This window comes from Comamonas trifloxystrobinivorans, from assembly GCF_043359985.1.
GTDB classification, from domain to species: domain Bacteria; phylum Pseudomonadota; class Gammaproteobacteria; order Burkholderiales; family Burkholderiaceae_C; genus Comamonas; species Comamonas trifloxystrobinivorans.
Genome location: NZ_JBHZGV010000013.1, coordinates 1 through 13,132, shown reverse-complemented (window position 1 = coordinate 13,132; position 13,132 = coordinate 1). Strand labels below are relative to the sequence as shown.

The window sequence follows — 13,132 nt, the reverse complement described above, 5'->3', positions numbered from 1 at the left end:
CTGGCCTGCACTTTTTGGCCCGCAGGGGTAAATTATTTTGCGCGCAAGCCAATAGCACGCAGTTTAACTGCAAGACATCTGCAAACATCGCAACAGAACTTTCATTTTTTGCCAACTGCTGCAACTAGGGCAATCCCATAGACAAAAAACGCCATCCCGCGCTAACTGGGGTGTAGACTTCTGCTACCTGTTGGCAACGCCCATCTACGCTGGCGCTGCTGCTAGCAACATTCAACAAATTTGGCGGAGATACACGAATGAAGAACTTGGCATGGGCCCCTCTGGGCGCAATGGCACTGGCAATCGCAGCGATCGCACCAGCGCAAGCTGCCGATCAGAAGTCGGTTGCCGTGACGGCCATCGTCGAGCACCCTGCGCTGGATGCGGTGCGCGACGGCGTCAAGGCGGCGCTCAAGACCGAAGGCTTTGAAGAAGGCAAGAACCTGAAGTGGCAGTACCAAAGCGCCCAGGGCAACCCTGGCACCGCTGCGCAAATCGCCCGCAAGTTTGTGGGTGACAAGCCCGACGCCATCGTTGCCATCGCCACGCCATCGGCCCAAGCCGTGGTGGCCGCCACCAAGACCGTGCCCGTGGTGTTCTCCGCCGTGACCGACCCGGTTGCTGCCAAGCTGGTGGCCAGCTGGGAGCCTTCGAAGAACAACGTCACCGGCGTGTCCGACCTGCTGGCCCTGGACAAGCAGATGGAGCTGGTGAAAAAGGTCGTTCCCAACGCCAAGCGCGTGGGCATGGTCTACAACCCCGGTGAAGCCAACTCCGCCGTGGTCGTGAAAGAACTCAAAGAACTGCTGCCCAAGCTGGGCATGACCCTGGTGGAAGCCGCTGCGCCCCGCTCGGTGGACGTCTCGAGCGCCGCCCGTTCGCTGGTCGGCAAGGTCGACGTGATCTACACCAACACCGACAACAACGTGGTGTCTTCGTACGAAGCGCTGGTCAAGGTCGGCCAGGATTCCAAGCTGCCGCTGGTGGCCTCGGACACCGACTCGGTCGCCCGTGGCGCCGTGGCTGCCCTGGGCATCAACTACCGCGATCTGGGCGAGCAAACCGGCCGCATGGTGGCGCGCATCCTCAAGGGTGAGAAGCCCGGCGACATCAAGACCGAAGTCTCCACCAAGATGGAACTGCACGTGAACCCCACGGCTGCCGAGAAGCAAGGCGTCAAGCTGAGCGACGAGCTGGTCAAGTCGGCCGCCAAAGTGGTGCAGTAAGCACCGCCCGTTGCCCGCGGCGGTACCGACCGTGCAGCCCGGCAATGACACCACGCAGCCCCGCCAGAAGCGGGGCTTGTTTGTTATCTAACCACCTCTTAGATAAACCCAAGCCATGACATTATTTTCATTTCTGGGAGCCATCGAGATCGGCCTGATCTTTGCGCTGGTCGCGCTCGGTGTGTTCATCTCCTTTCGCCTGCTGCGTTTCCCCGATCTCACGGTCGACGGCAGCTTTCCCCTGGGTGGTGCGGTCTGCGCGGTGCTCATTACCAGCGGCTACAGCCCGCTGGTAGCCACCATTGGCGCCACCTTGGCGGGTGCCGCAGCGGGCCTGGTCACCGGCTGGCTCAACGTCAAGCTCAAGATCATGGATCTGCTTGCCTCGATCCTGATGATGATTGCGCTGTACTCGGTGAACCTGCGCATCATGGGCGGCCCCAATGTGCCGCTGATCAACGACCCCACGCTCTTCAACCAAATGCAGCCTGCCGGCATGGAAGACTACGTGTTCCGCCCGCTGCTGCTGGCGGTGATCGTCATCGGCGCCAAGCTGGCCATGGATTGGTTTTTCCTGACCGAACGCGGCCTGGCGATTCGTGCCACCGGCACCAACGCCCGCATGGCACGCGCCCAAGGCGTGAACACCGGCGGCATGATCTTGCTGGGCATGGCCGTCTCGAACGCCCTGGTCGGCCTGGCCGGCGCACTGTTTGCCCAAACCCAGGGCGGCGCCGACAGCTCCATGGGCATCGGCACCATCGTCATCGGCCTGGCGGCGGTGATCGTGGGCGAATCCATCCTGCCGTCGCGCAAGCTGATTCTGGCCACGCTGGCCGTGGTGATTGGCGCCATCGTCTACCGCTTCTTCATCGCGCTGGCGCTGAACAGCGACTTCATCGGCCTGAAGGCGCAAGACCTGAACCTGGTCACCGCCCTGCTGGTGACCTTTGCGCTGGTCATTCCGCAGCTCAAACGTCGTTTTGCGAAAAAGCACTGATAAGGAGAGAGAGAAATGCTGAGCGCAAAAGACCTCAAGATCACCTTCAACCCCGGCACCCCGATCGAAACCCGCGCCCTGCGCGGCATGACGCTGGAGATCCCGGCCGGCCAGTTCGTCACCGTCATTGGCTCCAACGGCGCGGGCAAATCCACCTTTCTGAACGCCATCTCGGGCGACTTGATGGTGGATTCGGGCAGCATCGTCATCGACGGTGAAGACATGACGCGCAAACCCGTCTGGGACCGTGCGCGCAAAGTCTCGCGCGTTTTCCAGGACCCGATGGCCGGCACCTGCGAAGACCTGTCGATCGAAGAAAACATGGCCTTGGCGCACGAGCGCGGCAACTTCCGTGGCCTGCGCAACGCCGTGAAAAAAGCCAACCGCGAGCTCTACCGCGAGCGCCTGGCCACCTTGGGCCTGGGTCTGGAAAACCGCCTGACCGACCGCATCGGCCTGCTCTCGGGCGGCCAGCGCCAGGCCGTCAGCCTGCTGATGGCTGCGCTGCAGCCTTCGCGCATTCTGCTGCTCGACGAGCACACCGCCGCGCTCGACCCGCGCACCGCTGATTTCGTGCTCAAGCTCACCGCCCGCATCGTGGAAGAAGGCCAGCTGACCACCATGATGGTGACGCACAGCATGCGCCAGGCGCTCGACGTGGGCAGCCGCACCGTCATGCTGCACCAGGGCCAGGTGGTGCTGGACGTGAGCGGCGAAGAGCGCGCCCAAATGGACGTGCCCGATCTGCTTCAAATGTTCGAAAAAGTGCGTGGCGAAAAGCTCGCCGACGATGCTTTGCTGTTGAGCTGAGCGGCAAACCTCCTTATGCGCCCGTAGCGGTTGGTGCCAGTCGAGCACCAACCGCATTTTTTACCTGTTCCCGGCACGCCCGGATTCAAACAGCGCAACATATGTCGCTATTAATAGCTTCACATCTTCAACAATCATTGCCCTACTTTCGATTCCAGCTTTCTTGAATACCGGCGTATCTGCAGCCTGTGCAAACACTTGTTCAAATTTTTGCAACGGAGCCATCAAAACTTGCGCTCCTGGCTGACACGGCGAGCGGGTACATTTTGGTCTCAGGGCGCCACAGTCACCCGGCCAGCCATTCCGGCCAGCCATGTGGTGACCACGCACTGGCATCCGCCAACCCACCCAGTAAAAGGATATTCACCATGGCTAAAGTTCTGGTTCTCTACCATTCCATGTACGGTCACATCGAAACCCTGGCAGCCAAGATTGCCGAAGGCGCCAAGAGCGTCGCTGGCGTTGAACTGACCATCAAGCGTGTGCCAGAGACCATGCCTGCCGAAGCTTTCAAGGCCGCCGGCGGCAAGGCTGAGCAAGCCGCCGCCGTGGCAACGCCGGCCGAGCTGGCCGAGTACGACGCCATCATCTTTGGCACGCCCACCCGCTTTGGCAATATGACGGGCCAGATGCGCACCTTCCTCGACCAGACCGGCGGCCTGTGGGCCAAGGGCGCGCTGGCCGGCAAGGTGGGCAGCGTTTTCACCTCTACCGGCACGCTGGGCGGCCAGGAAACCACGATCACCTCGTTCTGGAACACCCTGGCCCACCACGGCATGGTGATCGTGCCTGCCGGCTTCCCCGTGGCCTCGCAGTTCGACCTGTCGCAAGTCAAGGGCGGCTCGCCTTACGGCGCTGCCACCGTGGCCGGTGCTGATGGCTCGCGCCAGCCTAGCGCTCCCGAGCTGGAACTGGCCTTCGCCCAAGGCGCCAAGGTCGCCACGCTGACCGCCAAGCTCAAGGCCTGATCCGCCCACACTCCAGACCACCACCGCCCGCCCAGTTGCAAGACTGGCGGGCGGTTTTTTTGCGCGCGCAAGGCAAGAACCCGGGTTATCACCAATACAACACTGCACTTATAGGCAATGCCACTGCACTTATGAGCAATGCATGTTTTGCGCTATTTGATTCAATTCATCAATAGTTTTTACAAAACATAAGCCTCATTGCAGCGAGGCTGGCAATCAGAAGTTGGAGGAACCTGCCATGCCTTACACCAAGCCCTACAACCAAACTGGAGCCCGCCTTGCTGCGCTGGGCCTGTTGCTTGCCCTGGGCAGCGCCCAGGCGGAAGAAGTCTGGACGGAGATCACAACACCTGTTTACGGCGATAGTGCAGCAAAGCTGACAGGCATGGTTGGAACTGTTGGCGTTACCTATACGGCCACCACCGGGCCTGATCTGCTGCACCTTGACCCTGTGCATCCCAGCCTGTACTCCCACATCTGGGACAACAATGCCACCGGCACATCACCGCACGCCCCGCCCAACGCCATAGAGCCTAACAACGCCAAGGTCTACCCTGCCTCCGCCGCTGCTGCACGCAGCCAAGTGGTGATGATCTCTGGCTCCACCGGTAGCCAAACCACAGTGCAATTTCTGGCCCCGGTCAAAGATCCCATCGTGCTGATCTACAGCTTAGAGCCGCATTCTCGCTTGGACTTCGCCAATACCCAAACTGCTTCTGGTTCGAGCGTCGCCATTGCTGCCACCGCCCTCAACCCAGCAGCAGCGTTCTCGGGCACTATCCTGAGCAACAGCAATACCGGGCCGGTCAATGGAACTTGGGGAGCCGTTACCGAAGGCTGCTCGCAGTACATGAACTACCCCAGCATCGACCCGAGCAAGAAGCCGAGCAAGGCTTGCGCCACCTTGCAACTCACCGGAACGTATAACGAAATCAAGCTGACAGGCACTTTCAACGGCAGCGACGGCGTGGGCCTGACGGTTGGCTACAACCTGCCCAAAATCTCGCTGCAATGCCAACCCAGCCCGCTGACCGATGCAGCCAACCAAGTGGCAGAGTGCAAAGTGGTGTCGGATTCACCAGTGGTGAGCGCTCTGGACATACCGCTCAGCGCCCTGCCCGCCTCGGCGCGCTATAGCAGCGATTGCGGCGCTTCGCTGACCATTCCCGCCGGATCGGACACCAGCAACAGTTGCACCATTACCGCAACGCCTAACACCGTGGCGGGCGATGGCAATGCAACAGCAACGCTCAGCATTGACAGCAGCGCGCTGCCAGCGCAGTTCGCTACCATCACCACGGGCACGGCGGCGGTGGAGATTCAGGACAACGATCTGGCCATTACCGGCACGGTACAAGGTGCGCCTACGCCCTTCCCTGCCAGCTTGGCTGGCCAGAGCGTGAACTACAGCCTGAGTTGCTCGCCCGGCGCCGCAACACCAGCCAGCGGCCAATTGCTGATCGACGCCAACGGCCAACTGACAGCTGCCCCGGCCACCGAAGTGCCTGCAGGCACCACTTGCTCGGCCATTACGGTTGACCCGATCAGCCAGCTTCCCGCAGCACCTGCGGGCTACGAATGGCAAAGCGCCAGCGGCGCAGCCAATGGCAGCAACGCCTTTGCCGTGACGCTGGTGATGGCACCGATTGCGCAAAAAACCCTGACCGTCAGCGGCTCGGTCACCGGCGGCCCCAGCACACTCCCCGCCAGCCTGGTGGGCCAAACGGTGACGCTCACGCTCAACTGCACACCGGCCGCAGCGGTGCCAGCCACTGTTGACCTGACGATTACTGCCAACGGCACGCTCAGCAGCTCCACACAACCCACGGTGCCAGCAGGTTCCACCTGCACGCCAACGCTGGCCTCCGCAACGCCGAACCTGCCCTTGCCCACTGGTTATGAATGGTTGCCATCAACGGTGACGCCTGCATCCGGCAATACCAGCTTCAACGTCACGCTGGCGATGGCCGCAACAACCACGCCGCCACCTGTCGTTGGCGCTACGCCTGTGCCAACGCTGAGCGAATGGACGCTGGCCTTGATGGCTACCGTGCTGGCGGGCTTGGCGGCCATGCGGCTGCGCAAGCGCAAGGTCTCGGAATAAGCTGCTAGAGGGAGAGAGAGAAAGCGGGCCCGCCACTGGCCCGCTCTGCGGAGCATAAGGCCGAGCCTTATGCTCCATTTATATGGCTGCGCCGTTTCAGCGCAGGTTGGTGACCTCAGTCCAAACGCTGCGCAATCTCTTGCACCAGTTGCTCGGCCAGCACGGTTTTGCTGGCGTGCGGCAGTTCGCGGTGGCCATGGGCATCGACCAGCAGCAAGGCGTTGTCGTCCTTGCCAAAAGTGGCGGGGCCGATATTTCCCACCAGCAGCGGAATCTGCTTGCGCAAGCGCTTGGCCTGGGCATTAGCCAGCAGATTTTCGCTCTCTGCCGCAAAGCCCACACAGTACAGCGCGCCCGTTTTGGCCTGCGGCAGCTGGGCGACGGTGGCGAGAATATCGGGGTTCTCCACAAAGGCCAGTTGCGGCACCTGGCCGCTGCCGTCCTTTTTGATTTTTTGCTCGGCCGAATGCGCCGGGCGCCAATCGGCCACGGCAGCGGTAGCAATAAAGATATCTGCGCCCTCCACATGCGCCAGCACCGCATCAAGCATGTTCTGCGCCGATTGCACATTGACGCGGCGCACGCCACGCGGCGTGGGCAAATGCACCGGGCCGGCCACCAAGGTGACGCTGGCACCAGCAGCCTGGGCAGCGCGGGCGATAGAGAAACCCATCTTGCCGCTGGACAGATTGGTGATGCCGCGCACCGGATCGATGGCTTCAAACGTAGGGCCGGCGGTGATCAGCAGCTTTTTGCCAGCCAGCGATTTGGCGGCAAAAAAGTTCTCCAGTTCTTCCTCGATCTCGGCCGCTTCGAGCATGCGCCCGTCGCCGGTTTCGCCACAAGCCTGGTCGCCAAAGCCCACGCCCAGCACATGCGCGCCATCGGCCTGCACCTGGCGCAGGTTGCGCTGCGTGGCCGGGTGAGCCCACATCTCGCGGTTCATGGCCGGGGCCAGAATCAAGGGCACTTTGTCCATGGGCCGCGCCAGGCACAACAGGCTGAGCAGTTCATCGGCGCGGCCTTGCACCAGGCGGGCAAGAAAATCGGCGCTGCAAGGGGCTACCACAATCGCATCGGCCTCGCGGCTGAGGTTGATGTGCGGCATGTTGTTGTGCTCGCGCTCGTCCCACTGCGATACATAGACCGGCCGGTTCGACAAGGCCTGCATGGTGACCGGCGTCATGAACTGCGTGGCCGCTTCGGTCATCACCACCTGCACTGTCGCGCCCGCCTTGATGAGGCGCCGGCACAGCTCGGCCGATTTGAAGGCTGCCACCCCGCCCGACAGGCCGAGGACGATATGTTTTCCATGGAGCTGGTTCATGCCCGCCAATGTAGCAGAGCCATCAGGCCGCTCGCTGCTGCGCAGGCGCATGGGCTACACAAAATGGCGCGGTCTGCACACACCAAACCCGTGCGCTTTGTGGCCCATTATTGGCTGCTTGCGCGCCGGGTGGAAACAGGCATTTATAATCAGAATTTCCCACCTCCCTAAAAGACATGACCAAATTTGTCTTCGTCACTGGCGGTGTGGTGTCTTCCCTCGGTAAGGGAATCGCCTCAGCCTCCCTTGCAGCGATTTTGGAATCGCGCGGACTCAAAGTCACCCTGATCAAGCTGGATCCCTACATCAACGTCGATCCAGGCACCATGTCCCCGTTCCAGCACGGCGAAGTGTTTGTCACCGACGATGGTGCCGAAACCGATCTGGACCTGGGCCACTACGAGCGTTTCATCGAAACGCGCATGCGCCAGACCAACAACTTCACCACCGGCCGCATCTACCAAAGCGTGCTCGAAAAAGAGCGTCGCGGTGATTACCTGGGCAAGACCGTGCAGGTCATCCCCCACATCACCAACGAGATCCAAGAGTACGTGAAGCGCGGCGCCGGCATTGGCACCGACCACGCAGTCGATGTCGCCATCTGCGAAATCGGCGGCACCGTCGGCGACATCGAATCGCTGCCCTTCCTCGAAGCCGTGCGCCAGCTCTCGCTCAAGCTTGGCCCCAACAACTCGGCCTTTGTGCACCTCACCTACCTGCCCTACATCGCGGCAGCCGGCGAGCTCAAGACCAAGCCTACCCAGCACACGGTGCAAAAGCTGCGCGAAATCGGTATCCAGCCCGATGCGCTGCTGTGCCGCGCGCAACACGCCGTCCCTGAGGAAGAGCGCGACAAGATCTCGCTGTTCACCAACGTGCAATCCTGGGGCGTGATCAGCATGTGGGATGTGGACACCATCTACAAGGTGCCCCGCATGCTGCACGAGCAAGGTCTGGACGGCCTGATCTGCGACAAGCTGCGCCTGAACACGCCGCCCGCCAACCTCAAGCGCTGGGACGATCTGGTGTACGAAACCGAGCACCCCAAGGGTGAGGTGTCGATCGCCATGGTGGGCAAGTATGTGGAACTGTCCGACGCCTACAAGTCGGTCAACGAAGCACTCAAGCACGCCGGCATGCAAAACCATGTGCGCGTCAAGATCACGCACCTGGATTCGGAAACCGTCGATGACAAGGATGCGGCCGAGCTCTTGAAGAGCTACGACGGTATTCTGGTTCCCGGCGGCTTTGGCTCGCGCGGTGTCGAAGGCAAAATTTCCACCGCCAAGTACGCCCGCGAAAGCAAGGTGCCTTATCTGGGCATCTGCCTGGGCATGCAGGTGGCCACCATTGAATACGCTCGCCACGTGGCCGGCCTGGACAACGCCAACTCCACCGAGTTCGACCGCCAGACGCCCAACCCCGTGATCGCGCTGATCACCGAGTGGAAAGATGCCGACGGCACCATCAAGACGCGCGACGAAAACTCCGATCTGGGCGGCACCATGCGCCTGGGCGCGCAGTCGTCCGACGTGCAAAAGGGCACGCTGGCGCACAGCATCTACGGTGATGTGGTGACCGAGCGCCACCGCCACCGCTACGAAGCCAACACCCAGTACCTGGACCAGCTGCGCAAGGCCGGCCTGGTGATCTCGGCGCTGACCCAGCGCGAGCACCTGACCGAAATCGTCGAACTGCCCGCCAAGGTGCACCCCTGGTTCATCGGCGTGCAGTTCCACCCCGAGTTCAAGTCCACCCCTTGGGCCGGCCATCCGCTGTTCAACGCCTTCATCAAGGCGGCCATGGAACGCAAGGCGCTCACATCCAAGTAAAATCAACGCAACGCTATCAACAGCAAGCGTCAGGCGCTATGAAAAACACAGCACTCAGCGGCACAGCAGTTTTTCATGGCGCCACTTTTTCCCCCTGCAAAGGAAGCATCCATGCAATTGTGCGGATTTGACATCGGGCTCGATCAGCCCTTCTTCTTGATTGCCGGCCCCTGCGTGGTCGAGTCCGAGCAATTGCAAATGGATGTGGCTGGCCAGCTCAAAGAGATGACGGCCGCGCTGGGCATCCCCTTCATCTTCAAAAGCAGCTACGACAAGGCCAACCGCTCGTCGGGCGCCAGCTTTCGCGGCCCCGGCATGGAAAAAGGCCTGGAGATTCTGGCCAAGGTGAAAAAAGATCTGAATGTGCCCATCCTCACCGATGTGCACACCACCGAAGAAATTCCCACGGTGGCCAGCGTGGTCGACGTGCTGCAAACCCCGGCCTTTCTCTGCCGCCAAACCGATTTCATCCGCGCTGTCGCCCAAAGCGGCAAGCCGGTCAACATCAAAAAAGGCCAGTTCCTGGCGCCGCATGACATGAAGAATGTCATCGACAAGGCACGCGCTGCCGCCAAGGAAGTGGGCCTGCCCGAAGACAGCTTCATGGCCTGTGAACGCGGTGCCAGCTTTGGCTACAACAACCTGGTGAGCGACATGCGCTCGCTCGCCATCATGCGCGAAACCAATGCCCCCGTGGTGTTTGACGCCACGCATAGCGTGCAACTGCCCGGCGGCAATGGCACCAGCAGCGGCGGCATGCGCGAGATGGTGCCTGTGCTCGCCCGCGCTGCCGTGGCCGTGGGCGTGGCCGGCGTATTCATGGAAACGCACCCGAACCCGCCTTGCGCGCTGTCGGACGGCCCTAACGCCGTGCCGCTCAAGCACATGAAGGCGCTGCTCGAAACCCTGCAGGCACTCGATACCGTTACCAAGAAAAACGGCTACCTGGAAAACAACTTCGGAGCATAAAACCCATGGCATCCGCCTACATCATCGCCTCGGTCACCGTCACCAACCCCGAGCAGTACGAGGAATACCGCAAGTACAGCACCATCGCCATGCAAGCCTACGACGCCGAAGTCTGCGTGCGCGGCGGCAAGGTCGAAGTGATCGAGGGTGACTGGAACCCCGGCCGCACCGTGGTCCTCAAGTTCAAGGACAGCGAGGCCGCTCACCGCTTCTACAATTCGCCCGAATACGGCAAGGCCCGCGAGGCCCGCGCCGGCGCCGCTATCATGCGCATGGTGCTGGTCGAAGGCATGTAAAGATATCTATAACTGAATTTCATTACAAGGGGACGAACGTTATGCCTGCACTCAATAAACCCACACTGGCGAAGATTTCTCTGGCTACTATCTGCAGCATTGCATTGACTGCTTGTGGCGGCGGAGGGAGTGACGACGGCAACGAGCCCACGGTCCCCAGCTTGGACAAAGCATTGTGTTTTGACAATAGCATCTACCAAGCAAACGCCAAATACCAACTACAGTTTCTTGAAGGCTCTAGAGGCATCACAGTCTCTGGAACGGTTGAGTCCACCAATGCAAGCTATGAAAATAACAGTAACTTGGTGAAATTCATCGAGGTGCATAACAACGTTGTAAACACAGTCGTAGTACGTTACATCAAGCCGCTTGCCAGTGGCATCGTTGCCCAATATGGCACTGAGGCTGCACAGGGTGCCATAGCCTATACCGTGACCAAGTACTCACCACCCTATGAAGATCGACGGGCCGAATTAGCCATAGGAGCTACTGGCACCTACGTAGGCCAAGGAACTCGTGAAGTTGTTATTCCAGGGTCCGGAAATGGGCCACAACCGTATACGCGTACCGACTCAATTAAATTTGTTGGTGTTGAAAGTATCACGATGCCAGCCGGCACTTTTACCGCTTGCCGATACGAAGTCAATGGAACCACTGAGTGGTGGCACCGCGGAATGGTGATTCGTCAAGATTTTGCCAATGGCCAATCTCAAATCCTGCAATCGGGTGAACTCAATGGCACCCCGCTGAAAAGTCAATAAACCTTGGAGAGTTAGTAAATGAGTGCAATTGTTGATATCGTCGGCCGCGAAATTCTCGACTCGCGTGGCAACCCCACCGTGGAATGCGATGTGCTGCTGGAATCGGGTGTGATGGGCCGTGCGGCTGTGCCTAGCGGCGCATCCACGGGCTCGCGCGAAGCCATCGAACTGCGCGACGGCGACAAGAGCCGTTACCTGGGCAAGGGCGTGTTGAAGGCCGTCGAGCACATCAACACCGAAATCTCCGAAGCCATTCTGGGCCTGGACGCCGCTGAGCAAGCCTTCCTGGACAAGACCCTGATCGACCTGGACAACACCGACAACAAGAGCCGCCTGGGCGCCAACGCCATGCTGGCCGTGTCGATGGCCGTGGCCCGCGCCGCTGCTGAAGAAGCCGGCCTGCCGCTGTACCGCTACTTCGGCGGCATGGCTGGCGTGCAACTGCCCGTGCCGATGATGAACGTCATCAACGGCGGCGCACACGCCAACAACTCGCTCGATCTGCAAGAGTTCATGATCGTGCCCGTGGGCGCACCGAGCTTCCGCGAAGCGCTGCGCTGGGGCGCTGAAGTGTTCCACGCGCTCAAGAAAATCCTGCACGACAAGGGCATCAGCACCGCCGTGGGCGACGAAGGCGGTTTTGCCCCTTCCGTAGAAAACCACGAAGCGGCCATCCAGCTGATCCTGGAAGCCATCGACAAGGCCGGCTACACCGCTGGTGAGCAAATCGCCCTGGCCCTGGACTGCGCAGCTTCGGAGTTCTACAAGGACGGCCAATACGTGCTGGCAGGCGAAGGCGGCATCAGCCTGAACGCCCAGCAGTGGACCGACATGCTGGCCGCCTGGTGCGACAAGTACCCCATCATCTCGATCGAAGACGGCATGCACGAAGGCGACTGGGACGGCTGGAAGATCCTGACCGAGCGCCTGGGCAAGAAGGTGCAGTTGGTGGGTGACGACCTGTTCGTGACCAACACCAAGATCCTCAAGGAAGGCATCGAAAAAGGCATTGCCAACTCGATCCTGATCAAGATCAACCAGATCGGTACGCTGAGCGAAACCTTCGCCGCCATCGAAATGGCCAAGCGCGCCGGCTACACCGCCGTCATCTCGCACCGCTCGGGCGAAACCGAAGACAGCACCATCGCCGACATCGCCGTGGGCCTGAACGCTGGCCAGATCAAGACCGGCTCGCTCAGCCGCTCGGACCGCATGGCCAAGTACAACCAGCTGCTGCGCATCGAAGAAGACCTGGGCGAAGTGGCGGTCTACCCCGGCCGCTCGGCTTTCTACAATTTGCGTTAAGCTTGCGGCTTTAGCCAACACCTATTGACAGGTTTGCTTCCATGATTTCGCGCATTGTCCCCTTTGTGTTGCTGGCCGTGCTGGTCAGCATCCACGCCCAGCTGTGGAGCGGACGCGGAAGCATTCCCTACGTCAAAGACCTCAAAGCCCAGATCGCCCAGCAAAAGGTGGAAAACCAAGCCTCCGAGCGCGAGAACCTGCGCTTGGAGACCGAGGTGAACGACCTCAAGCAAGGCATGGACATGGTGGAAGCCAAAGCCCGCCACGAACTGGGCATGGTCAAACCCAACGAGGTGTTTGTGCAATACACGCGCAAGTGATGCACTCCGCGTAAAGCCGACACCACCAAAAGCGCCTGCGAGTCAGGCGCTTTTTTATGCTCGCTGCGCGATTGCAACCGCCCCACACCCCATCCCGCTTTCAGCAACAGACAGAATAAATCAGCGCTATTCCCGCAGGCTGTTGGCTGTTGGCTGTTGGCTGTTGGCTGTTGGCTGTTGGCTGTTGGCTGTTGGCTGTTGGCTGTTGGCTGTT

General features: G+C 60.6%; 13 protein-coding genes. 11 read left to right on the top strand and 2 right to left on the bottom strand.

What is annotated here, in order from left to right; translation table 11 throughout:
- Positions 1 to 257: 257 nt before the first annotated feature.
- The 3 genes from ACFIQF_RS16615 to ACFIQF_RS16605 all read left to right on the top strand — a co-directional run bounded on the left by ACFIQF_RS16615 (position 258) and on the right by ACFIQF_RS16605 (position 3,036).
- Positions 258 to 1,226: an ABC transporter substrate-binding protein gene (locus ACFIQF_RS16615; RefSeq protein WP_393944572.1), complete on the top strand. Its 969-nt coding sequence runs from the start codon at positions 258 to 260 to the stop codon at positions 1,224 to 1,226.
- Positions 1,227 to 1,341: 115 nt separating this feature from the next.
- Positions 1,342 to 2,226, top strand: a complete 885-nt coding sequence (locus tag ACFIQF_RS16610; protein ID WP_393944570.1) for an ABC transporter permease — start codon at positions 1,342 to 1,344, stop codon at positions 2,224 to 2,226.
- Between the two features lie 15 nt (positions 2,227 to 2,241).
- Positions 2,242 to 3,036: an ABC transporter ATP-binding protein gene (locus ACFIQF_RS16605; RefSeq protein ID WP_393944568.1), complete on the top strand. Its 795-nt coding sequence runs from the start codon at positions 2,242 to 2,244 to the stop codon at positions 3,034 to 3,036.
- Between the two features lie 60 nt (positions 3,037 to 3,096).
- On the opposite strand, the gene ACFIQF_RS16600 is transcribed toward ACFIQF_RS16605, so the two are convergent.
- Entirely contained in the window at positions 3,097 to 3,261 is a 165-nt protein-coding gene (locus ACFIQF_RS16600; protein ID WP_393944567.1) for a hypothetical protein, read from the bottom strand.
- A 143-nt stretch (positions 3,262 to 3,404) separates the two neighbouring features.
- Between ACFIQF_RS16600 and wrbA the strand changes: the two genes are divergently transcribed.
- Entirely contained in the window at positions 3,405 to 4,004 is a 600-nt protein-coding gene (wrbA, locus tag ACFIQF_RS16595) for an NAD(P)H:quinone oxidoreductase (protein WP_393944565.1), read from the top strand.
- 238 nt (positions 4,005 to 4,242) lie between these two features.
- Positions 4,243 to 6,108: an IPTL-CTERM sorting domain-containing protein gene (locus ACFIQF_RS16590; RefSeq protein WP_393944563.1), complete on the top strand. Its 1,866-nt coding sequence runs from the start codon at positions 4,243 to 4,245 to the stop codon at positions 6,106 to 6,108.
- 115 nt (positions 6,109 to 6,223) lie between these two features.
- Here the strand turns inward: ACFIQF_RS16590 and coaBC are convergent, their stop codons facing one another.
- Complete coding sequence (gene coaBC, locus ACFIQF_RS16585) at positions 6,224 to 7,435, bottom strand: bifunctional phosphopantothenoylcysteine decarboxylase/phosphopantothenate--cysteine ligase CoaBC (RefSeq protein WP_393944561.1); 1,212 nt, start codon at positions 7,433 to 7,435, stop codon at positions 6,224 to 6,226.
- Between the two features lie 176 nt (positions 7,436 to 7,611).
- Between coaBC and pyrG the strand changes: the two genes are divergently transcribed.
- The 6 genes from pyrG (at position 7,612) to ACFIQF_RS16555 (ending at position 12,918) form a co-directional block, all read left to right on the top strand.
- A complete protein-coding gene (gene pyrG, locus ACFIQF_RS16580; protein WP_393944560.1) occupies positions 7,612 to 9,267 on the top strand; it encodes a CTP synthase in 1,656 nt (551 codons plus the stop codon).
- A 111-nt stretch (positions 9,268 to 9,378) separates the two neighbouring features.
- On the top strand, positions 9,379 to 10,236 hold the full coding sequence (gene kdsA / locus ACFIQF_RS16575; RefSeq protein ID WP_393944558.1) for a 3-deoxy-8-phosphooctulonate synthase: 858 nt from the start codon (positions 9,379 to 9,381) through the stop codon (positions 10,234 to 10,236).
- Between the two features lie 5 nt (positions 10,237 to 10,241).
- On the top strand, positions 10,242 to 10,532 hold the full coding sequence (locus ACFIQF_RS16570; RefSeq protein ID WP_393944556.1) for a DUF1330 domain-containing protein: 291 nt from the start codon (positions 10,242 to 10,244) through the stop codon (positions 10,530 to 10,532).
- Positions 10,533 to 10,573: 41 nt separating this feature from the next.
- The gene (locus ACFIQF_RS16565) at positions 10,574 to 11,293 is read left to right on the top strand and encodes a hypothetical protein (protein ID WP_393944554.1); all 720 of its coding nucleotides are present in this window, start codon (positions 10,574 to 10,576) and stop codon (positions 11,291 to 11,293) included.
- A gap of 18 nt (positions 11,294 to 11,311) precedes the next feature.
- Complete coding sequence (eno, locus tag ACFIQF_RS16560) at positions 11,312 to 12,598, top strand: phosphopyruvate hydratase (protein ID WP_393944552.1); 1,287 nt, start codon at positions 11,312 to 11,314, stop codon at positions 12,596 to 12,598.
- A 41-nt stretch (positions 12,599 to 12,639) separates the two neighbouring features.
- Entirely contained in the window at positions 12,640 to 12,918 is a 279-nt protein-coding gene (locus tag ACFIQF_RS16555; RefSeq protein ID WP_393944551.1) for an FtsB family cell division protein, read from the top strand.
- Positions 12,919 to 13,132 lie beyond the last annotated feature (214 nt).